At 46.8% G+C, this 23,520-nt stretch carries 17 protein-coding genes, 1 rRNA gene, 2 pseudogenes and 2 other annotated features (1 of these 22 cut by a window edge); of the genes and pseudogenes, 2 read left to right on the forward strand and 18 right to left on the reverse strand.

Going from position 1 to position 23,520, the window contains the following annotated elements:
* The first annotated feature begins 44 nt into the window (after positions 1-44).
* On the forward strand, positions 45-878 hold the full coding sequence (locus PREMU_RS01480; protein ID WP_007572575.1) for a DUF4886 domain-containing protein: 834 nt from the start codon (positions 45-47) through the stop codon (positions 876-878).
* A gap of 12 nt (positions 879-890) precedes the next feature.
* On the forward strand, positions 891-2,234 hold the full coding sequence (locus tag PREMU_RS01485; protein ID WP_007572577.1) for a trehalase family glycosidase: 1,344 nt from the start codon (positions 891-893) through the stop codon (positions 2,232-2,234).
* A 66-nt stretch (positions 2,235-2,300) separates the two neighbouring features.
* Here the strand turns inward: PREMU_RS01485 and PREMU_RS01490 are convergent, their stop codons facing one another.
* From PREMU_RS01490 to rrf, 18 genes and pseudogenes are all read right to left on the reverse strand, one after another.
* A complete protein-coding gene (locus PREMU_RS01490) occupies positions 2,301-2,942 on the reverse strand; it encodes an RNA polymerase sigma factor (protein WP_007572579.1) in 642 nt (213 codons plus the stop codon).
* Between the two features lie 41 nt (positions 2,943-2,983).
* Positions 2,984-3,195, reverse strand: a pseudogene (locus PREMU_RS16040) (transposase); the annotation flags it as partial.
* 189 nt (positions 3,196-3,384) lie between these two features.
* Positions 3,385-4,017 (reverse strand): porin family protein, encoded by a 633-nt coding sequence (locus PREMU_RS01495; protein ID WP_007572581.1) that lies wholly within the window; start codon positions 4,015-4,017, stop codon positions 3,385-3,387.
* Between the two features lie 55 nt (positions 4,018-4,072).
* Positions 4,073-5,131, reverse strand: coding sequence for a type IX secretion system ring subunit PorN/GldN (gene porN, locus PREMU_RS01500; protein ID WP_007572583.1), 1,059 nt, complete (start codon positions 5,129-5,131; stop codon positions 4,073-4,075).
* 32 nt (positions 5,132-5,163) lie between these two features.
* Positions 5,164-6,720 (reverse strand): type IX secretion system motor protein PorM/GldM, encoded by a 1,557-nt coding sequence (gene porM, locus PREMU_RS01505; protein WP_007572584.1) that lies wholly within the window; start codon positions 6,718-6,720, stop codon positions 5,164-5,166.
* 28 nt (positions 6,721-6,748) lie between these two features.
* Positions 6,749-7,516: a type IX secretion system motor protein PorL/GldL gene (porL, locus tag PREMU_RS01510; protein ID WP_156803928.1), complete on the reverse strand. Its 768-nt coding sequence runs from the start codon at positions 7,514-7,516 to the stop codon at positions 6,749-6,751.
* A 27-nt stretch (positions 7,517-7,543) separates the two neighbouring features.
* Positions 7,544-8,986 carry a T9SS ring complex lipoprotein PorK/GldK gene (gene porK / locus PREMU_RS01515; protein WP_007572589.1) on the reverse strand — a complete coding sequence of 481 codons (1,443 nt, stop codon included), beginning with the start codon at positions 8,984-8,986 and terminating at the stop codon, positions 7,544-7,546.
* 26 nt (positions 8,987-9,012) lie between these two features.
* Positions 9,013-9,957 (reverse strand): PorP/SprF family type IX secretion system membrane protein, encoded by a 945-nt coding sequence (locus PREMU_RS01520; RefSeq protein ID WP_007572591.1) that lies wholly within the window; start codon positions 9,955-9,957, stop codon positions 9,013-9,015.
* Positions 9,958-10,114: 157 nt separating this feature from the next.
* A pseudogene (locus PREMU_RS14810) lies at positions 10,115-10,316 on the reverse strand (S-adenosylmethionine synthetase N-terminal domain-containing protein); the annotation flags it as partial.
* Positions 10,317-10,335: 19 nt separating this feature from the next.
* Entirely contained in the window at positions 10,336-11,109 is a 774-nt protein-coding gene (locus PREMU_RS01525) for a class I SAM-dependent methyltransferase (RefSeq protein WP_007572594.1), read from the reverse strand.
* A gap of 285 nt (positions 11,110-11,394) precedes the next feature.
* Positions 11,395-11,616 carry a DUF2795 domain-containing protein gene (locus PREMU_RS01530; RefSeq protein ID WP_007572596.1) on the reverse strand — a complete coding sequence of 74 codons (222 nt, stop codon included), beginning with the start codon at positions 11,614-11,616 and terminating at the stop codon, positions 11,395-11,397.
* 135 nt (positions 11,617-11,751) lie between these two features.
* Entirely contained in the window at positions 11,752-12,141 is a 390-nt protein-coding gene (locus tag PREMU_RS14015; RefSeq protein WP_156803930.1) for a hypothetical protein, read from the reverse strand.
* A gap of 378 nt (positions 12,142-12,519) precedes the next feature.
* Positions 12,520-14,748, reverse strand: a complete 2,229-nt coding sequence (locus tag PREMU_RS01540; protein WP_040558511.1) for a GH92 family glycosyl hydrolase — start codon at positions 14,746-14,748, stop codon at positions 12,520-12,522.
* 48 nt (positions 14,749-14,796) lie between these two features.
* Positions 14,797-16,422 carry a RagB/SusD family nutrient uptake outer membrane protein gene (locus PREMU_RS01545; protein ID WP_007572599.1) on the reverse strand — a complete coding sequence of 542 codons (1,626 nt, stop codon included), beginning with the start codon at positions 16,420-16,422 and terminating at the stop codon, positions 14,797-14,799.
* Between the two features lie 42 nt (positions 16,423-16,464).
* Positions 16,465-19,854 carry a TonB-dependent receptor gene (locus PREMU_RS01550; RefSeq protein ID WP_040558512.1) on the reverse strand — a complete coding sequence of 1,130 codons (3,390 nt, stop codon included), beginning with the start codon at positions 19,852-19,854 and terminating at the stop codon, positions 16,465-16,467.
* Positions 19,855-19,971: 117 nt separating this feature from the next.
* A complete protein-coding gene (locus PREMU_RS01555; RefSeq protein ID WP_007572601.1) occupies positions 19,972-20,934 on the reverse strand; it encodes a FecR family protein in 963 nt (320 codons plus the stop codon).
* 52 nt (positions 20,935-20,986) lie between these two features.
* Positions 20,987-21,556: an RNA polymerase sigma factor gene (locus PREMU_RS01560; RefSeq protein WP_007572602.1), complete on the reverse strand. Its 570-nt coding sequence runs from the start codon at positions 21,554-21,556 to the stop codon at positions 20,987-20,989.
* Positions 21,557-21,719: 163 nt separating this feature from the next.
* Positions 21,720-21,832 (reverse strand): 5S ribosomal RNA (gene rrf, locus PREMU_RS01565).
* Positions 21,833-21,996: 164 nt separating this feature from the next.
* Positions 21,997-22,844: a sequence feature (23S ribosomal RNA rRNA prediction is too short), on the reverse strand.
* A gap of 3 nt (positions 22,845-22,847) precedes the next feature.
* Positions 22,848-23,520 (reverse strand) — a sequence feature (23S ribosomal RNA rRNA prediction is too short); it runs 105 nt beyond the window's last position.

The raw sequence follows: 23,520 nt of genomic DNA on the forward strand, positions 1-23,520 counted from the left end.
CTCTCATAGGAGTATGGGATATAATCAATAAATACAAAGGATATATGAAACGTTTATATTGTCTGCTGCTTATGCTGTTGGTTCTGGCTCGGATATATGCCGGAACTCCGATTAAGATATTGGCTATAGGCAACAGCTTCTCTGAAGATGCCGTGGAGCAGAACCTGCATGAATTGGCTGCGGCAGAAGGGATAGAAACCGTCATTGGGAATATGTACATTCCAGGTTGTCCGTTGGAATTACATGCCAAGAACATGAGGACTGATGCCCGGGCTTATCGTTATCGGAAGATAGGTGTTTCCGGGGAGATGACCCAGATTGACAGCATGTCATTAAGCAAGGCACTGGCCGATGAGGACTGGGACTACATCAGTCTACAGCAGGCCAGCCAGTTGTCTGGGCTCTATGATTCTTACCAACCTTACCTTCACGATCTGATCGCTTATATCAGAGCGCACGTTCCAACCAAGGTAAAGATAGTTTTTCATCAGACTTGGGCGTATGCCCAGAATTCAATACGAGCGGGATATGAGAACTATGGAAAGAATCAGATGAAAATGTATCGGGCTATCGTAAGGGCCTCTGGACAAGCTATGCGCACAGAGCCTATTGCGCTGCTGATTCCTTCGGGAACAGCCATTCAAAATGCACGTACGTCGTCTTACGGCGACACAATGAACAGGGATGGGTTTCATCTTAATTTGCTCTATGGAAGGTATACCGCCGCCTGCACCTGGTTTGCCGTACTGTTCCGCAGAAAAGTTGAAGGAAATCCGTATGCACCGAAAGGTATGACACCGCAGCAGGTGCATATTTCACAACAAGCGGCTGATGCAGCTGTAAGGCATCCTTATGAAGTGACGAAAATAAAACTTTAACATGGTCATAAAATGAAAAACAGAACTATTATTATAGTCCTGACCACCCTGACGTTGGGTTATGGCTACGTAACAGCACAGAATGTGGACAGGCTCTCGCCTGGGAAAGATGTGAAAGGTTATATCCAGCAGTCGTGGAAGAAAACACTACGATACAATCCCAAAGACTCGGCTGATCATATAGGTCTTCCAAAGCCCTATACTGTACCTTGTATTTCTGGGCATTTCCAGGAGATGTATTACTGGGACACCTACTTCACGAACGTCGGACTGCTTCTGGATGGACACATTGAATGGGCTATTGACAATACCGAGAACCTGGCTTCTTTAGTGGAGCGTTTCGGCAAGGTGTTCAATGGCAGCCGATATATGTACAGGTACAATTCTCAGCCACCTTATCTTTGCATGATGGTAGCGGACATATATGCCAGGACAGGTGACAAGGAATGGCTCGGGAGAATGTTCGGAACACTGGAAAAAGAATACAAATTCTGGATGACGCACAGAATGACACCCTGCGGACTGAACCGTTATTCCAACGATGTCATTGACAAGCAGAAGGACCGGGGGATGGCACAGTATGCCAAGTCCCGGACGAAGTGTAACATTGCACTGGACAGCCTCTCGGAGAGAGAAGTAACCACCTTTGCTTCCCATGCACGTGCAGAGTGTGAGTCGGGATGGGATTTCACGCCACGTTTTGAAAACAGGTGTGAGGACTTCTGTCCTGTAGACCTGAATGCCAATCTTTACTATTACGAGCAATCTCTTTCCCGCTTCTGCCGTATACTCGGCATGCCACTCAAGGCAGGGAAATGGGAGGAAGCAGCAAGAATGCGTAAGCACCTGATACAGAAATACATGTACAATGCAAAAGACGGTCTTTATCATGATTACGATTATGTCAACAGGCAGCTCTCACCAGTCAGGTCTGCTGCTGTCTTCAGTCTGCTGTTCTCCAGAGTGTTGTCTGCGGGCAATGCCAGATCCGTGGCCAGGCACGCATTGAAAGTACTGGAATTCCCTTATGGGATAGCAGCAACCGAAAAGGGTGATTATCATGGTACCTATCAGTGGGCTTACCCCAACGGTTGGGCTCCGCTGCAATATATCGCTATCAAGGGATTGGAAAACTATGGCATGACAGCTGATGCCTATCGGTTAGCATGCACCTATGTAGACGGGCAGAATCGCATTTTCGCACAGACCCATAATCTTTGGGAAAAATACAATGTGGTAGAGGGCAGTACACGTGTAACCAGCGAAGGGGAACATGACATGCCTCCGATGATGGGATGGACGGCCGGAGTCTATCTGTATGCATTGCAATATGTGGAGCATCACAAACACAGATAAGTTCTCAGTCAGTATATAAAATGAGCATAGACAGATGCCGGGGACATTATTTTACCGGCGGGAAGTCTATGCTCGATTCATGAAAATCTGAAAAAGAAAAAGGAGTATCAATGGATTGCCTATCTTGCGGCTCTCTTCTCGTAGGCACATGATAGCGCGATATACAAGTTTTCTTACAGATCCGGGACTGATATCTAACAGTTCTGCTATTTCCTCGTAACTCAAGTTCTGCATATATCGCAAGTAGATGGCCTCACGTTGTCGATCAGTAAGTGTATTCAGCAAATCTTCTACTATCTCCTTAATGTCCGATTTCTCTTCTTCATCTATAATCGTATCCAGAACGGTGACTTCTGTAGTGAAAGGCAGTCGGTTTATATCAGTCTCGGATAGTTTCGAGTGCCTCCGCCACACATTCAACATGTTATTTCTGAAAGCCCGGAAGAGGTAAGACGACAGACTACACACCCCCGTCAGTTCCTTCCTTTTAAGATACAAGGTGCAGAATACGTCATGTATGGCATCTTCACACAAATCCATATTGAACCCCAGGCTCTGTCCATAAGCCAACAAATCGTTTACACATAGAGAATATATAGAGGAAAAGATGTCTTTGCAGTCTTCCTCCGTTTCGCTATTCAGAAAGATTTGCCAATAGGCATTCAGTCTTTTATGCTTTTCTTGATTGGTCATGATTTGCTGTTCCATATACTATACCCCTACGGTGAATTCAACTATCAAGTGCAAATTTACGAAATGTTTTTATAAAAGTACTCAAATGGTGTTGAAAATTCCAATTTTTCTCTTGGCCTGCTGTTAATTTTCATTGTTATCATCTTTGTTTTCTGTGGCTTACCTCATTGAAATCGGTACCTTTTGGAATATATTGCCTGATAAGGGCATTCGTGTTCTCAATGCCTCCCTTTTGCCACGGCGCATGAGGATCGGCGAAGTACACTTTTACTCTATTTGAGAGTGTCAACTGAACTGCATTTATGGGGGAACACGCCTGTGGTCTTGGTAATCTTACGGATCTGACGAAGATGCCCCTCCACTGCGTTCGTAGTATAGAGACGCAGGGCAATGATTATGCCGAAATAGCGTAGTAGGTGGTGCCCTCCGGCAGGTAGAGGGCACCACCACGGAATGCTCAGAAATAGTAAGCGAGACCTATCTGCCAGGCATTGTAGCGCGCGTGGAAATTCTTCACGCCATCGGAAACGGTAGCGGATGTCTTTGACCAGGTGGCATCGCCCGTCTTGCCACAGGCAATGTTGTAGTTGGCATTGAGCTGGAGATGGTTGACCAGCGTGACACCGACACCGAGATTGACGCTGAAGTTGGAGTCCTTCCACTTCCAGTCATAGTCGGACAGTTTCTTGTCGCTGCCGACATTGAAACCAAACTGCGGACCGGCAAAGAAGAAAACATTGGCCAGCGAGCCCAGACCTATCGAATAACGAAGATTGACGGGAATGGCAATTTGCTTCTGGTCGAGGGAGATCTCCGTCCCCTTGCTTGCCGTGCTCTCATCGGTCACCTTGGCGGAACGCTGGTCGTAGACAGCGGAGGCATCCACCACCAGACCGATCACAGGCAGCGAGAACTTCATGGTGGGACCTATATAGAAGCCCGCACGGTTGCTCTCGTCAAAGACGCTCTTGTTGAACTTCAGACTTGTTGCATCGACACCGCCTCTGACACCGAACTTCACCTGAGCAGATGCCGGTGCGGCAAAGAGGATGGCTACAGCCATCACAAGAATAACATACTTTTTTTTCATCGTAAATCCAAATTAAACAATCTTTTTACATCCGAAATATATCCTTGAAATCGTATTAATGACGCTGTCTTCTCACGGTGACCCTTGCAGCGCCGGACGCTGATATCGTCTGTGGCGCACGGGTATGGCTCGCCTTCACACGCTCTGCCCTTGCAGAGGCACGGCGCACGCGCGGCGTCTTTTTCGAGGAGCGCGATGCCGTCGGCGCGAGCCTGGCAATGGAGTCGAGCGAGTCTTTCTTGGCAGGGTCACCCCATATCCGCGACTCAAAGGCCGCAATCTCCTTGTCGATGCGCTGTTGCTCTCTGGAGAGCTTGACGGAGTCGCCGCCCACCTCCTGAGCCAGGGTCTTGCCGAGCAGGTTATTGGTTTTATAGATCTTGCCCTTGTAGAGATTGGTCCCAAAATAGTCGGCCAGGCTCATCATGGCGGCATTGTTGATATTGCTCGTCATCACCATCTGCTTGGCAAGGAATGGAGCCAAATCACTGTAACGAACCCAGAAGAGCGGATACCTCGTAGCCCCATCACCAAAGTCATCATCACGGTACATCACAGGACAGAGCGCCGTGACCTGACGGTGGAACGTCGCCGTGTTCTGGTCATAATAACTGCTTTCTTTAATGAAATAAGCCTTTACCTCAGCTGACGGAATATCACTGTCGTCAATATGTACGCCTTTGTCTGTCTTCTCATAAAAGATATGATAGTCATCGAGGAACTTCTTGGGGATTAACCGCAGAGACTCGTCAAACTTCTCACTGCCGCTGTTGACATCATAACTGTATGCCGCTATGCCTCCATGGTTGGGACCAGCCATGATAAGTTTGAAGAGCAATGTGAAAAGATTGACATGTGTGCCATCCGGCTCCACGGGATAATAGAGCGCCGCATTGGCATCGTTGGTCAGATCAAGCTCCCGATAGACGTCACGACGCCAGATGACATCACCGCTCATCGGCTCATCCGTTGGAAAGTCGATCTGTTGCCGCAGCGTCATATTGTTGCTGTTCGACCGCGCCTTCTGCTGTGCCTGTCGGCGTACCTTGGGCTGTGCCATCAGGCTCACTGCGCACAGGCCTGTAAATACCAATAATATAAATATCCTCTTCATTGGAGTATCATTGAAATCATTAAAATTTACACTTACCTCACTTTCACCTCCATGGCTCCCGGCAACGTGCGCGCCACACCGTCGGGACCGATGGCATGGACCTCAGTAACATAGAACCGGCGGCCGCGACTCAGACGACGGAACTGGTCGCGCATGCGGTCGGTGAACTGATCGTCCTGTGAGGCTATCTGTACAGCGTTGCCCATGTTGTCGTAGAACACGGCAGAAAAGCCTGTCACACGGAACTGTATGTCGAGGATACCATCGTCGATGGCTGCATTGAGATGACCAGCTCCCATAAGGCTGGCTTTTGATAAGTTACCGCCTTTAAAACGGTCATCACCCACGGCAATGTAAGGAGTAGGATTAGGCAATTTGCGCACACGGAACACAAAGGGTGGGAACGACCGCGTCATCTTGCCGTCGCGCGCACTGACGCGGAACGTGACGTCATGACCGACAGCCGCCGGTATAGCCACGTATCTTCCCGGACCTTTAGAGATGAGACGTCCGCCGGTCATGCTGACGGACACACCGTTCTGCGGAACACCCGGCACGCTGACGCTGATGGGGTTGTCGTATCCGGCATAGAGCATATTCATGAGGTCGGCAGCCACCGTAGCGCCTCCCGGCACGGGGATAACGTTGTATTTCTGAATGAAATTGCGCCTCAATACATCTCCACGGTTGCTACGCATAAGGATGTAACCGCCGAACTGATGCTCGCCCACTCCACCGGCAGTGAAACTATACTGACCGTTGCGTGTGATGATACGGGAACCATTGACATAAATCTCCGGCTGACTCGTCGTATCGACCGCAGCCATGACGATATTCGCATTGAAACGCTCACCTGGATAGAGCGTGGTCTTCTCAGGTACGACAAACGCCTCCAACTTATTCACGCGAATATCTTTCAAACCGATGTTGGCCTCGAGAGAGTGAAGAACCTCACCCTCGGCATAGCGTACATCATTCTGCAATTTAGACAGAAGCGTAACGGCAGCAGCCACCGGCATGTTCTCAAACATATACTCCTGCCAGTTCTTGCCAAGGTTATCTTTGCCCCGCACCACTTTTGTAGAGAGGTTACTCTTGATGATAGCATACTGCCGTGGGTCGGTAATATACCGCAGAATACGGTCCCGGAAACTGTTGATGGCCTTATAGAGTTTCTTGCCCTTGCCAGTCAATGGCGCCAACATTACTGTTCCAGCTGCCTCCACATTATCCGTGTTCTCTATATTCCTCAGATTCCCCCCAGGTCCGTCAGCCTCCTTGACAATGGCAATCTTCAGCGCCTCGGCAAAATTATACAACGAGTCACTCATATTACGCACATCCTGAGCTTGCTCGTACCATTGCCTCACTTTCTCAGGATTGCTTAGCATCTGACGGCGGAAGTCACTCATGATATCTTCGTTCAGCTTTGAGGAATTGGCAGTTGTTCGGTCAAGGCTCTCCTGTACCACGGCAAAACCATGGAGCACCTCTGTCGACACATTGAGTGCCAACATAGCCAGGAGGACGATGTACATAAGGTTGATCATCTTCTGGCGCGGAGTGACCGGTCGTTTCTTTATTGCCATTACTCGTTATCTTTATTAATCATCGCCCTTACTCGTTACCTTTATTTATACTCGCATTAGGCGCTGCCACCCGCATATTGACGGTCATAGCCTCTATCATGCGTGCATAGATATGGTTGAGCTGATCGATCTGTTCCGCCATCTTCTTGGTCTGGGCGTTGATCTCATCAATGGTGCCAATCTGTTTACTTGCACCTTTGAGCTGCATCTCATAGATCTTACTGATGCCAGTGAGCGTACGGTTGAGGTTCTCCATCTCCTCGCTGTCACGTGTGAGACGCGAGCTCTGCTCATTGACTTTCTTCAAGGTCTCAACCAGAGTCTTCAACTCTTCAACATAGTTGCCCTGCGCCTCATTCATGGCCTCCGCCTCCTCCTGTGACATCTGAGGGACGTATGCTGGTGTTGGCTGCTGGGTAGACGCAGGTGTTTGAGGAGCAGCGGTAGGTGATTCCGACTCTGCCTCAGCTTTTCCAGTTTCCTCTTCACCAATAGAATAGTTTACCTTACCAGTCTCAAGATACTCTTCCGTCAGACGGGTCGGCATCACCCGGCCTTCGGCTGTCTTGTCAAACGGACGGTCGAAAGCGGAGATGAAGAACACGAAGACCTCGGTACCCATACCTATAAACAACATGATATTAGCCCCGGGGAGATGGGTCAACTTGAACAGAGCACCAAGAATGACGACGGAGGCGCCCCAACTATAGGCGTAGTTGAGAAAGGTCTGGCCTGCTACGGTATCCATCCATTTCTGCAGACGGTAGACGAGATTATATTTGCTGTATGTCATAATAAGCCTAAACTTTCTTTGTTGATTTTGTTATCTTCTCTTTTGCTTTCCGCTGACAGAGTTTGCCAACGAACGAACACAACGAAAACCGATGTAACTCCGAGGTTGGTTCTGATATTCCCACGAGCGCCAAGCCGAACGGATCAAACTCTCAGGATCTTTCCACGAGCCACCACGCACGCTCTTCTTCTTTAAGCGATAGGGATCTTCCTGCGCCGCGTTGTATTTCAACTGTGGGTTGATGTCGTTCATAGCATCCACGCCAGCCTCGGTATAGATGGTACTGGTCCACTCCGCCACGTTACCCGCCATATCATAAAGGCCATTACTGTTGGGTGAATAGCTGCCTACCTTAGCCGTGATAAGATTACCGTCTTTAGTGTAATTGCCGCGGTCGGGCTTGAAATTGGCATAGAAACAGCCATTGCCACTCATCACGTCCTTATTCTCCCAAGGAAACTCCGTCTGATTCCTGCCACGGGCAGCGTATTCCCATTCGGCCTCCGTCGGCAGACGGTAACGCTGAACATAACGTGCCTCAGGTCCGAGACCTTTAAGCAGATAATCAGTACGCCAGGCACAAAAAGCATTGGCCTGCTCCCAGGACACCCCGACAACAGGATAATCGTTGTAGGCAGGATTGGAGAAATAGTTACGCAAATAGACCTCATTATCGGCATTACGGAAATCATTTACCCAACAGGTAGTATCGGGATAGATATTCACTATATACGTATTAAGGAAATCCCATGGACCCGAGAGCGGACGGTCGACAGTCTGTCTCACGATATTTCCCGACTCGTCGATATACGCTGTGTCCTTACTGATCATCACGACTTCATTGGGATTGACAACGTCATCCGTGTTGAGGTCGCGTTCTTGGGGGTCAAGGCGATTACGGCGAAGAGCGGCAGCCGTATAATCATATACCTCATACCGATAGTTCATCTGCCTATAGTCAAGCATTTTCTCGCCTGTCACTGGATTCGTGACATAAAGGCTCTCTATAGCGCGCTGCTCGTCCTCATTAGGTTTGCGTGGCAGTCGTTTGCTCCAGTTGACATGAGGCTTCACAGGATCGCCATTCTTATCCTCTGTGATCATATAAGTCTCATCGCCACCGTAGTTAGGGTCGGCAAGGCGTGTGCGGAGAATAGAGTCGCGCACCCACATCACGAACTGCTTATATTGAGAGTTCGTAATCTCTGTCCGATCCATCCAGAAGCCATCCACAGAGATATCTTTCACCGGGATATTCTTTCCCCACAAGCTATCACTCTTGACATCACCCATCTTGAGGTAGCCACGGTCAACCCGAACCATCCCATAAGGTGTGGGCTCAGTGAACGCTCTGCCACCGACACCGACCACCTCTCCGCCTCTGCCTGACACCGACGCCGTCTTCGCACTGAAGCAACCCGACAACGACAAAGTCAGGGCAGTCATACTAAGTAACAATATGAAGTTCTTCATATATATTATTTTCTTTTTTCTTCTTGTCATAAAATACGCACGCTCTTATGAAGGTTTCGCCCTTTCTTCACGAAGTTCAGCTCATGCTTATAGCCGATGAAAAGCTCATGGCTGCCGTTACCCGGATTAATGCCCGAGGTATAGATCTCATAACTATAGCCCAAGACCACGCTGTGGAAACTTCCGCCTAAGAGTACTGTCGCAGAAATGGTTGGACTGTATGTCGCACCAAGATAAAGCATACGCGCTCCATTGGAGTAGACGAGACGACTTGTAATGTCCCCGCGCCAACCCGAACCATCGGTTCTGACTAAGAATGATGGCTTCAATGATAAAAACGGATTATGAAAGCGAATATTGCCTCCAGCTGTAAAATAATAGGTCCGGTCTATCTGCAACTCGTTATTGTCGCCTAAGGTTACCAGAGGAGCATTGAGATGTGCAGCCGAGAGGCCAGCATACCAACTCCCATGAATATAATAGAGTCCCATGCCCAAATCAATAGTATTACCTGTTAAAGAAGTAGTAGAAAAGGCCGGGTCATTCGACTCTCCCAAGTCGACCTTACTACCATCAAAATTTTCACTGATAAACCCTGCCTGCGCGCCGATTCGCAGTTGACCACCGAAAAGCTTCAATTGATACGCATATTGCAACTCCAACTTTGTATGCGTGAAAAGGCCTATCCGATCATTCATGAAAGTAAGACCTACACCATGAAAAGACTTCAGGGCACGGAAAGGCAAATCTCCTGACACATAAGCAGTACGTGGATTATGCTCAAAGCCAGCCATATCCAAAGCATAAGCAGCCGTCACATGGATATATGGTTGCTTACCAACTGCAGCAGGATTAAAAGACGTCTCCATGTCAAAATAATGATTGAAAGAGGGGTCATATTGTGCCTTGGAGACAACGCCACCACAGAGAGAACAGATGAAAATGAGTATGTAGTATCTATAATTCTGCACAATAAAACAACGCAGAAATGCCTGAAATATTGTAACGATAATAATATGTGGGAATATTTAACAAGAAAATAGTCTTTGTTCCATGATACCTACTGGATAAAAACTCTTTCAACAACCTCATTTTTACGTCCCATGTGCCCATAAGCTGCAGTCTCCATATACATTGGCTGCTAACATTCTGAAGGTCAACATATGTGTTAGAACTCACCTTTCCCATCATAACAAACCTGACCGGTTGTGACAAAGGTTTCTATTGCACAATGGGCATTGTTGTTATAAGCAAGGAAATGGTCAAGCAACGCATCTGAAATTTGGTCGGAAGTTTCATCAGGATGCCCCTCCGATACAGATTCGGATGTAAGAGTTTCCTCATACTATCTATTTTTTTAAAAGATAGAAAGTTGAGGTTGTAAAAAAATTCCTGAAGTATTTAATTCTGCCTATAAAATTGGGGAGAATACAAGGTTGCAGGCCAAACTTTACTTTATAATGTGGATTAATAAAATACAATGTTCTATTAAGGGTTTTGTAAACGCCTTCTATATTTTTCTCAAATAATTCTATTGGACATTTTGTCTCTTTTATAGACTTTAATTCATTTATACAATATTTGTCCTCTTTGAAAACCTTTAAAATTTTCAGATAAATATTTGTCGGGAGTAGGTGGAAGAAAGGCAAATGTGATAATATTTTACTCTTACATATTTGTTGGTGTCCACCAAAAGGCATTTGCCATGCGGGGAAAGATATAAAAAGAACACCATCATCTTTTAAATACAACTTTGTGTTTTTTATAAATAAAGTTTTATCATAAATATGCTCAATAACATCATGGCATAAAATTATATCAAACGAATTCCGTAAATTAGTTAATTTAAAAATATCAGAACAAATAAAATCTCCAGAAACTTTCCTTTCACTAAAAAAACGTTTAGCATCATTAATTCTAACTTCAGATATATCGACGCCCAAAACATAACATCCTAATTCCGAAAAAGGCAACAAATTTCCCCCATCCCCACATCCTATTTCCAAAACGTGAAGTCCAGGCTTCAAATTATAGAATTGAGAAATATAAGGTAGAAAATAATTACGAGATGTTATAGATAATTCCTGAAAGTATTGCTCTCTATTTTTTTGTCGATTTTGCATATTTTTTAGTCACGGAGCTCGCCCTACTTATAATCTATAAGCAACAACTCAAAATATATGGTAATTAGTATAGAATTATTTTAAACGCAAAAAACCTTGGGATAAATGCGATCTTTTTCATAATCGGGTAATCGTTAAAAGTTATAACGCTGTAAAGTTACGCAGAAAATCTCAAACTACCAAACATTTTATTGTTTTTTATATGAAGTATAAAAAAACATATTAGACTTTTACGGGAGTAATCAACAACAGTGTTGGTAACTCCCGATATTCAACTTCAATAACCTAATATTCATCCTCGTTCCAAAGGAAATCTTCCTTAGAAGGATAATCAGGCCATAAATCCTCAATACTTTCATAGACGTCACCTTCGTCCTCTATCTCCTGTAAGTTCTGTATCACCTCGTCAGGAGCACCCGAACGAACAGCATAGTCAATCAACTCATCCTTCGTTGCCGGCCAAGGAGCATCCTCTAGTTTGGAAGCCAATTCAAGTGTCCAATACATAATCGAAATATTTTGTCGTGTGTTCTTATTTATGCCATCAGCTAAAATTGTGGCGCAAAAATAAACAAATTATTTGTATCTACAAGCAATTAAGGAAAGAATTTTACGGCAAAAGGTACAAGAAATCATAAAAAGTCAACGCAACATTACTTTATAGTTAAATTTCGGCATCTTTCCGTCTAAAAAAAGAACGCCACAGTCGTAAAGATCAAAGCTGACGACGACCTTATCAAGCGTAATGAGCGACTGCCAGAGTAAATAGGTGGCAGCATCAGCATGAATGCCTTCAATGACATAAACAGCGTTAATCCCATCCTCATGCTGCAGAAAATCATAGAGCCGGCCATAAAAATGCAATAACTTCTTATTGGTAGTAGAGAACTCGTCATAAAAAGACTGAGGTATGAGCGTCAGTTGCTTGTGCGAGCGTACCACCTCCGTCACGAAGCGATAGGCAAAGGGCGACTGCACTCCAAAGCCATGGCTTCGGGGCCAACGGACAACAGAATGGAAGAATCTATGCATGTCGTATATCATCTATTTGAGAGCGACGGGTTATCATCCATCTGCTGAGAGACGGATTATCTCCCTTTCCAAAGACCGGCTAATATGCCAGCCACCCACCGCAAATGTAATTTATCACCTGTCGCAAGGTATTAAACGGAAAATCCCTGAGAATATTGCTATCCTCAGGGGTTATTTAATTGTTACAAACCAATCATTCGTCGGTCCTCAGATATCAGGCCGTTCCCTCAACAATCTTAAAGTCTTTCCTGTGGACAGGAAGCTGTGCCGTAAAGGTAATAAGTGTCATTATCTTTGAAGACAGTAGGATCAGCTAACAGCAGCCATAAAGCCGCAATATTGGCCATATAAGTTCTGGGCATGGCATTCACCATTTACTTAACGGGCACTCACCGGACGGTTCACCTTAGAAGCTCCAAAACTCTTGTTCGGTTTGCTGTCCATCGTAAGTTCAAGCGTACTTCCCCGCATAATGTCGTCATAGGTAATGAACGACTTACTGTAGGATCTCCCATTAAGTTTGGCACTCTTGATATAGATATTTTTGTCGCTGTTGTTCTTCGCAATGATCTTGAAGATCTTCCCGTTCTCAAGCTTTATGCTTGCCTCCTTGAAAAGGGGACTGCCGAAAACATACACTCCATTCGACGGATTAACCTGATAGAAGCCTAAAGCAGAAGAGACGAGCCATGATGACATCTGTCCACAGTCTTCGTTACCTGCGTATCCGTCGGGATCAGCTTTGTAGAACTGATGCATAAGTGAGCGTATACGAGCGGCTGTCTTCCACTGCTCTCCTGCATAAACATAAAGATACGGTATATGATGGTTAGGCTCATTGCCATGGGCATACTGCCCAACCATACCGGATACATCTGGTGGTGCGCCCTCGCCAAGATCACCTTTTGCAACAAACAACTCATCAAGGTTCTTCACAAAAGCCTTATCACCTCCATGGGCGGAAATAAGTCCCTCGGGGTCTTGAGGTACCATGAATGTGTATTCCCAACCATTGCCCTCCGTGAAGTCGCCAACACCGTTGCGGTGATTGGCAAGGAACGGGTCGTAAGGCTCATACCAGGTGCCGTCAGTCATCTTGGGATGGATCTTCTCTATCTTGCTGTCGAAGAGCATGTTGTAAGACAAGCCCCGTTTGATGAACGTGTTGTAGATGTCTTCGCATCCCATCTTCTTGGCCATGAGAGCCAACCCCCAGTCGTCAGCAGCATACTCAAGGTTGATGGAAGTGGCCTCCCGTTTCTTATCCGCAGGAATATAACCGTATTTCATCAGTTCTGGCACACCATTCTGTTTCGGATTGGTAGCCGTAGATACCATATAACGCAACGCACGGTCAGCATCGAAGCCCCCGATACCTTTGAGATAAGCATCTGCGATAACAGGCACAGAACTATAACCCGGCATGCAGTTGGTCTCACCTGACAGTAACGGCCAGATAGGGAGCTTACCATTCTGGTCATAGATACTGAGCATGGAGTTGACCTCGTCTGAAACAAGTCTGGGACTAAGAATCGTCATCAGTGGCTGCAAGGTGCGGTAAGTATCCCACAACGAGAAAGTAGAGTAGTTACGGAACTTATTGCCAGTATACACCTTGTCGTCCATACCGCGGAAATCACCATTCACGTCAGCATACTGTGTCGGCGCGATAAACATGTGGTAAAGAGCTGTATAGAACACTTTTTTGTCAGTGTCGTTACCTTCTACACTGATAATTCCAAGCCACTTGTTCCATTTATCCACAGCAGCCTTGCGCGTAGCGGAAAAATCCCAGCCTGGCAGTTCTGTGTTGAGATTCATCTCAGCGTTCGCACAACTCACGCTGGAGATAGCCACCTTTACCAAGAGATCACGGTCGCTGTCAGCAAACGTCACGTTCCCCTTAACATTTCTTCCTTGTAATTCATTCTTACCCTGAGGCGTATCATCGGAGAAGACATCTAAACTCTTGATGGGTCGGCTGAAAGTTGCATAGAAGAAAGTCTTATGAAAGGGAGCCCAGCCATGGGCAAAGCGGAAGCCCTCCACGGTATGATCATCAACACGGCGTATGTACGTCTCATAGCTCCGTGAGTCGATGCCCGTCTTTAAATCGATAAGCAAGCGCGGAGTCTCATTACCCGTATAGATATAATGATGTAAGCCCACATGATCCGTAGCTGTCAGTTCCACATTGACACCGTTGTCGAGCTTGACACTGTAGAAGCCCGGGGCAACGGACTCGTTAGCATGCTTAAAATAGGACGAGGCCGATCCGGAAATATCTTCCTGCCTGCCTTGAGAGGTTCGCTCCTTGCCCATGTAAGGCATGAGACTGATATCACCTAAATCGGAGCAGCCTGTACCACTAAGATGTGTATGACTGAACCCTACAATGATACTGTCACTGTAGTGATAACCGGAGCACCAGTCCCATCCTTTGAAGATGTTCATTGGTCCTACCTGCAGTTCTCCGAAAGGAACATTAGCTCCCACAAAAACATGACCGTGACCTCCCGACCCGATGAGCGGATCTACATAAGATGTGTAGTTCTGGGAGGCAGACAACGCTGGCAGGAAGCCGAGAGCCAAGACTCCTGCCAACATAGTCTTTTTCAGAATAAGTTTAATCTTATTATTGTTCATTCTCTAATATTATTGAGCCTTATTTGTCGAGGCGTATCCATCGTTCTGTGTCAATTTCGGATTGCGCTGTATCTCATTGAGAGAAATAGGCCAGAGCAAATCGCTCTGCTTGAACTTTGCACCAGAGCCGTTAGTAGCACCGACGAGGTCCACATAAGTCACCTCACCACTATGCATCGTATTGGAGATAACAGGGAATTTGCCTGTTCTTACGCAGTCGTCCCAGATCTTGAACTCCAGCGGGAACTCACGCAAACGCTCTGTCCAACAGGTCTCAATGAACTTTTCTTTAGGCAAAGACTGCAGCCTGCTTGTCAGTGTAGCCTCACTCTCACCGAGCGCACGGCTCTGTACCTGTGCCAGGTAATCCGCAGCTTCGGCTGTTACACCAGAACTCTGGACGATAGCCTCGGCTGCATCAAGCAACGTCTCTGCGTAACGGTAAACATTCCAGTCCTTGGTACCGCGACCAGTACTCTCCATAGCCTCTTCATCAAAGTAGTACCAGCAACCGATTTGGTTATAATAATCGGGGCTGTCGCTGGTCACACCCGATGCCACAGGCATAGTCCAGGTCTTGCCATTCACCGGATTGGTGTAAGACGTTGCGAAGAACTGCTTCTCCTGCCCGCGAAGATCCTGGGATGTATAGATATTGAGGTAACGTCCGTAAGGGCCGAAAGCTCGTTCGGTGATAGCATACTTGTCAAACACAGATGTAGCAGATGAGGTAAAGGCATAGGTAGGCCACCATCCACTGGTTGCGACCGTGTTGTCAAACTCCTGGGCATAGATAACCTCAGGGAGGTCATCAGTAGTACGCAACTTATTAAAGGCACTGTTCAGGCCACGGTCAGTATTCTGTGTGAGCTGATAAAGACCCGACTTGATGATATCCCTTGCCGTTGAGGCTGCATTGGCATAATCGCCTTGGTACATATAGACATCGGTAAGTCCCATCTCTGCCACGTATTTCGTGATACGGTGGGCATCGCTCTGCCATGTCTTTGCAGGCAGACTGGACACGGCATCTTTGAGGTCGCTGACAACCTGTTTCATCACATCAGCCTTTGCAGTGCGTGCCAGTCCCATCTCCTGTGAAGCACTGTAGTAGTTAGTAAGCGTCAGAGGTATGTCACCGAAAGTCTTCACAAGGTAGAAATAGTTCATGGCGCGGAAAAACTTCGCTTCCCCAACATATTGTGTCTTGGCATCAGCTGACACCGATACACCTTCAGCGTTGATGTTGGATATGACACTATTAGCCACGTTGATGGCATCATAGCAATCGTCCCATACTCCATCCATAGTGCCTGATACATTATTTGTCTCGTTCTGCCGGGTCAGTTGGCGAGAATAGAGGCACACGTTCTCCTGACCTTCATAGGAATTGCGAAAATAGCCGGTAAGCATAGATGTGACAGATGCAAAGGGACCAATATAAGCACTCCCGGCATTGGAGTATTTGGTAACAAAGCCTGTACGGTACAGGTAATTGACTTGACCAAGGAAATGCTCTTCTGTCTTATTGAAGTCCTGTCTGGTAAGAATCGATTCCGGATGTTCCTCCAGCCAACTGTTGCAGGAAGAAAGAAGCAACCCCACGCAGGCAGCAATTACAAATATCTTTTTCATACTTTTATATCCTAAGTTATTATTGGTTGAAAAACCTATTCATTAGAAAGTTACGTTGCAGCCAATTGTAAAGGTACGCGATCTCGGATAAGAATAGAACGTCATATTCTGACCGAACTGACTAGTCTGTGATGTCGACTCCGGATCGTACCCATGGAACTTACTGGAGGTAACAAGTGCTAAGTTATTGCCGCTGATATACACACGCAGTGCTTCAAGACCGATGTGCTTGCAGAGGTCACGGTCAAAGGTATAGCCCAACTGCAGCATGTTCAGACGTAGGTAAGAACCACTACAGATCCAACTGGAGTCTACTGTCGTGTCCTGACCAGCGTGACCGGAGTTGGCCAGACGGATCATCTGCTCCATCGTACCAGGGTTAGTACCGTCGTAAGCATCATAAAGAATATTCTTCAGGCCATTGGTAATACCAAAACGGTCATAAGTAGGATGGTAGAACTGTTGCATAGTCTGTACACCCATAACAAACTGCCAGTCCATCGTAAAATCGAAATTCTTGTAACTGAACGTATTGCTGAGGTCGCCAGTCCAGTCGGGAAGACCTTTTCCAAGGATTTCCTTCGTATCTGAGCGATGTGGACGGCCGACCTGTGAAAGTGTGCAGTTACCGGCCTTATGGTCTTCCTCTGTCCATACGCCATAACGATGATAGCCATAGAAACTGCCCATGCTCTCACCGACGCGGAGGATAGCCTCAGAGCCGCCAACCCAACTCATCATTTCGATATCCTCATCATTCTCTCCAAGATGCAGAATTTTGTTCTTATTATAGTTCATATTAAGAGAGGCCTGCCATGTGAAGTCGTTGGTACGTACAGGATAAGCCGTCACCATCATATCAAGACCTTGGTTGCGTACTGAACCGATATTTTTATACTGGGTAGAGAAACCAGTTGAGTGAGGTACAGGACAATTGAGCAACAGGTCGGTCGTCTTCTTGTTATAATAGGAAATGTCAAAGTTCAGACGATTGACAAATAAGCCGAGCTCAAAGCCTATATCCCACATACCTGTCTTCTCCCATTTAAGGTCAGGATTCTCCATGGAGCTGAGATACATATAGGAAGCACGCCTGCCATCAAGCAATAATGTGCCGGCAACAGTGCGGGCCAAAGAGTTATACGTACCAATCTCAGAGTTACCGGTCAGACCGTAACTGGTGTGCAGCTTCAAGTTGCTGACCCAAGTGATGGGCTTCATGAACTTCTCCTCAGAGATAAGCCATGCTAAACCAGCCGATGGGAAGAACGCATACTTGTTGTTCTTACCGAATTTAGAAGAACCATCATAACGCCCTGTTGCAGTCACGGAGTAGCGGTCTTTATAAGTATAAGCCAAACGGAGGAAGTAAGAATTCATGCGCCATCTGTCTGTGCTCGAAGAGGGAGTCTCAGGATTCGTGCCCACTCCCATGTTGTTATCCTCATAGAAATCATCAGAAAATCCTTCTGTTGCCACGCTGTTGCTACGTGATGTACGCTCTGTCCAGGAAAGACCGAACATGGCATTAAGACGATGCTGGTCGATAGTCTTCTGATAAGTCAGATAAGACTCCTCCTGCCAATAGAGATTTGTTGCATGGCTATTCTCGGCACGGCCGTTTGGCATAGAGATATTGTTAAGTGTTTTAGCCGCATAACGTCGCCCGTCAATATTATGCCAATCGATACCAAGCTGTGTCTTGAAATCCAGTCCAGGCAAGAGGTGGAAAGTCAGAGCCGCATTACCGAAAATCTGTGTATTGTAATAAAGTCGCTTCTGCTGCTCAAGAATCATAACAGGGTTCGACATTCCTTCAAAACCGAAACGGTCTGCCATCCCCGAGGGGGATGTAGAAGTTGTATAGTTGCCGGTATCCGGCTCGCGAAGAGGAAGCCAAGGAAGCATCTCGATCATCGTACGACGGGCTTCCTGGCCACCACCGTAGGCATCCGTAAAACGGCCCCACATATGGTTGACCATTAAATTAACACCTGTAGAAAGCCATTTATAAGGATTTGCATCATACGTCATCTTAGCACTGATGCGCCTGTTCCATGTATTCTTCATCAGACCCTGATAATCTGAATAATTAAGGAATGCACCCATAGATGAGCTTTCTCCACTCTGTTGGATATTCAGCTGATGGTTATGCGAGATTGTCGTACGGGTTGCCTCGTCCTGCCAGTCAGTATCATAGATAGGATTACCCTTGGAATCAAAATAACGGTTGTCAGTAAACCAGTCTGTACGATTGAGAGACCAGTTGTAACCATTGTATTTATTCTCATTCTCCAAGCCTTTCATAAAAGCATCACACCATTCCTGGGCATTAAGAACTTTCATCTTACGGGCCATCGTACCGATACGCAAAGATCCCTGATAGCTCACCTTCGTTCCAGTCTCACCTTTCAGACCACGCTTTGTTGTAACCATAATGACACCGTTAGCACCACGAGCACCATAAATAGCTGTAGCAGAAGCATCTTTCAACACTTCCATCGACTCGATATCGTTAGGATTAACAAGTGCGAAGTTGCTCATCACAACACCATCGACAACATACAAAGGGCTTGAGCTAGCATTGATAGTGGCCATACCACGGATAATGACACGCGGAGTGGAAGTACCTAAGTCGTCTGAATTAGAGAAGACATTGACACCGGCTGCCTTACCACGTAAGTTATCAAGAGCCGAGAAGTTCTGGTTCTTCACCAAATCCTCACCTTTGGCAACTGAGATGGAGCCTGTAACGTCGCTCTTACGCATCGTTCCATAACCCACAACAACAACTTCATTGAGCAGTTCGTTATCTTCGGTAATAGTAATATCAAGATTACGCCTTTGACCTACCTTCACACGCTGTGTTTTAAAACCAACATAAGAAATTGTAAGCTCATCCTCCGGGTTAGCCCTAATAGAAAAGTTACCATCAATATCTGTTACCGCACCAGTAGCGGAGCCACCTCGTGTGACAGAAGCACCGATGACAGGCTCACCTTTAGCATCCTTTACAGTACCTCTAATAACAGATCCACCCCCGTTCTGCTGAGAGATGCCGACAGAAGCTGTCCTATAGTCAGAAGAGGCAGTATTAACTTTAGAGATGACAATAGACTTTGCAGAGACGATCTTATAAGTTAAAGGCCGTCCCTTCAAGGCTCGATCAAGCACCGACGACACAGAAGTGTTGTTCACGCTCAGCGTGATGTCCTGGCGATTGTCAATCTCACTGTCGAGATAAGAGAAGTGGTAAGTTGTTTGCTTCTCAATTTGGTTGAAGATTTGAAGCAGTGACGCATTCGCCACATGAATAGTCACACGGTTACCCTTAGCATTCGTTTCCGCATTGGCGACCAACATAGAGCCGGACAAGAACAGAAACAATACCAGAAGGCTCTTCCACGAAGATCTCTCTTTTGAATGTACCATGTTGTTAATTTTTGGTTTAAACATATTGTTTTTTAGAACTCTCAGTTTACGAGAATCACAAACAAGACGCAAAAAAGGCATATGTGTCCCATACGCTTCTTGATGTTTAACAAATATTTACTTTGATAGTCGAATGGTCCGCCCGTCTACATATGTCCTGATGCCATAAGCAGTCTCTAAGATGTCGAGTGCTTCGTTAAGGTTATCGCTCGGGATCATACCCGTGAATGTACTTGACGGACACACATTCTTATCCACTCGGAAAGAGACACCATAAGACCGTTTCATCAAATCGAGCAAATGAGTCAGCGTGCTGTGACGCACCACAATCTCGTTCCGCTTCCACGCAGAGAAGTCGTTCGTCAACTGGTTGTGCTTGACGGTGATCATGCCCGACAAACGCTCAAGCGTAGAAACATCTCCAGGCTTCATGTCTACTGTTCCTCCCTTTGAAGAAGTGAATCCAACGCGACCTTCATCCAAGGAAACTACGACCTCAGGATCGGATTCGCCTGCTGAGACATTAAACTTTGTGCCTTTCACCTCAACATTGTAACCATCACCTTTCACCGTAAAATGGCGGCCCTGAAGTTTTGAAACCTCAAAGTAGGCTTCACCTGTAAAACTGACACTACGGTCGGAACCGGAGAAAGCTTGTGCAGAATAAGACAACTCAGTATTGGCATTGAGCTTCACGCGGGTGCCATCTGGCAACGTAATATTTGAACGCTCAAAAGGACCCGTTGAGACGATAATCTGCTCCCGGGAGACGTTCACATAATGATGATAGAAATAATAGGTAGAGAAGAGCAGGATCGGTAACAACAAGACAGCTGCCCAGCCAATGACCCTCCGCACAATGGGCCAGCGAGAAGGCTCTTCTGAAAGTGATTCCATCAGAGAACTCTTCAGTTGCTCAACCTCAATCTCTGTAAATGGAGAGACGACACGCTTACAGGAATCATCCTCAAGCAGTGTGGACAGTTGCTCGTCATCAAGCGTAGAGACATAGACTCGCAGCTCCTCAAGTCCCTCGGGGGTAATGGTATTATCAATATATCTCTTTAATAAAGGATTCATGTTAAAAACGTATATGTCAGGATTGTGCTTATAAGACGATCCAACAAAGGATTTATCCCAAAGACAAAGAAAAAATAAAACATAAAAACTTCAAAGCATTCTTTAATAGTTTATAAAACAGCTGGTTGCCGGCGGATAATTGATTTCTTACCGTCTTCTCCGTAATATTAAGTTTTTGTGCTATTTGACTATTGTTTAAGCCGTCAAAGTCAGACAGCCTAACGATCTCCCTCTGCGAAGGCGGTAACTTCATCAATACTTTATCGACCAACAAACGGTAACCGTCATAATCCATATCCGCAGACTCGTTGACAGCATCCGATTGTTGAAAAAGAAGGTAATCGGCAAAGATCTTACTATTTAAATTAGACCTAAACAAATCAATAACTCGGTTCTTAGCTATCTTAAAAAGCAAAGACTTTAAGGAATGATCAGACCGTATGGAAGAGCGCATCTCCCAAAGTCGGAGGAAAGAATCTTGCACAACTTCTTCTGCATCTTGCTTAGATTTAGTATATGAAAAGCAGAAAACAAGTAGCTCCTGAGCATATAAGTCGTAGATTTCACTCAAGGCCGATTGTCGTCCCTTTCGTAGATTGGCTATTAATCGTTCCTCGGTCATTGCTATTATCAATAAATCTCGGTTAATACTGAACATCTTCGGGTACATCTTCTGTCATTTACAGGACGACCTATGGATGGTTAGGGACCGCCCGCAACCCGAATAGCTCATATTCACACCAAAAGAGCCCAGTGAACATTTCTGTCCTCTGGGCTCTTATGAAAGGAGGCAGCTGCCTACTCTCCCGCATTGCATTGCAGTACCATCGGCGCAAGCGGGCTTAACTTCTCTGTTCGGAATGGGAAGAGGTGGGACACCGCCGCAATAACCACCTGATGTGTCTTACGCCATCGCTGACGTGTGTAAGGTGACATAATCGGCAAGCAAAACTGTACCGTCACACAGGGATGCGGCCTGAGGGCCGCTCCGTATCCCGGGACTCTGCGCCCACGGAAACATACAAACATACAGTTGAAAACATGAGCCCAATTCGAAAGATATCGGGCAATTAGTACGGCTCGGCTTTGACATCGCTGTCTTTACACCTGCCGCCTATCAACGTCGTCGTCTGCGACGACCCTCTATGGAGCTCTCATCTCGCGGTGGGCTTCGCGCTTAGATGCTTTCAGCGCTTATCCCATCCGGACGCAGATACCCTGCCATGCGCCTGGCGGCACAACAGGTAAACCGGAGGTCCGTCCGTCACGGTCCTCTCGTACTAGTGACGGAACCACTCAAAACTCCTGCGCCCACGATAGATAGAGACCGAACTGTCTCACGACGTTCTGAACCCAGCTCGCGTGCCACTTTAATGGGCGAACAGCCCAACCCTTGGGACCTTCTCCAGCCCCAGGATGTGACGAGCCGACATCGAGGTGCCAAACCACCCCGTCGATATGAGCTCTTGGGGGGGATCAGCCTGTTATCCCCGGAGTACCTTTTATCCTTTGAGCGACGGAGTTTCCATACACGTCCGCCGGATCACTATGCCCCAGTTTCCTGCCTGATCGGCGTGTCTGCCTCCCAGTCAGGCGCCCTTATGCCATTACACTCCTTAAAACCGGTTACCAATCGGTCTGAGGGCACCTTTGGAAGCCTCCGTTACGCTTTTGGAGGCGACCACCCCAGTCAAACTACCCACCAAGCAGTGTCCGCACTTCAAGCGCGTTAGACCTCAGACAGCCAAAGGGCCGTATTTCAAGGATGGCTCCAAAACCACTCGCGTGGCTCTTTCTCAGCCTCCGGCCTATCCTACACATCGGATGACCAAGGTCAGTGCTAAGCTATAGTAAAGGTTCACGGGGTCTTTTCGTCCCATCGCGGGTAATCGGCATCTTCACCGATACTACAATTTCACTGAGATCATGGTTGAGACAGCGTCCGGATCATTACACCATTCGTGCAGGTCGGAACTTACCCGACAAGGAATTTCGCTACCTTAGGACCGTTATAGTTACGGCCGCCGTTTACCGGGGCTTCAATTCAAACCTTCACCTGACAAAGCAGGATGAGCTCTCCTCTTAACCTTCCGGCACCGGGCAGGTGTCAGGCTGTATACTTCATCTTACGAGTTCGCACAGCCCTGTGTTTTTGGTAAACAGTTGCCTGGACCTATTCTCTGCGCCTCATATCGCTATGAGGACCCTTTATCCCGAAGTTACAGGGTCAGTTTGCCTAGTTCCTTAACCATGAATCTCTCAACGCCTCAGTATGCTCTACCCGTCTACCTGTGTCGGTTTGCGGTACGGGTTGTCCTACGGTTAAGCTTAGCGGATTTTCTCGGGAGTCTGATTACCGGCGCTATTGGATTCCACCGAAGAGGAATCCATACTATCAAGTTCGGCTCAAAGTCCGGAGTTGCCTGGACCTCTCATAACCTACACTCTTCAACGGGGACTTCCGTCGCCCCGCGGCCGTGCCACTGCTCCGTCTCCACTTCGCCCGTAAGACAAGTGACGGAATATTAACCGTCTCTGCCATCGGATGCGCCCTTAGGCTTATCCTTAGGACCCGACTTACCCCGG

It is taken from the genome of Hallella multisaccharivorax DSM 17128 (assembly GCF_000218235.1).
In the GTDB taxonomy this organism is placed as follows: Bacteria; Bacteroidota; Bacteroidia; order Bacteroidales; family Bacteroidaceae; genus Prevotella; species Prevotella multisaccharivorax.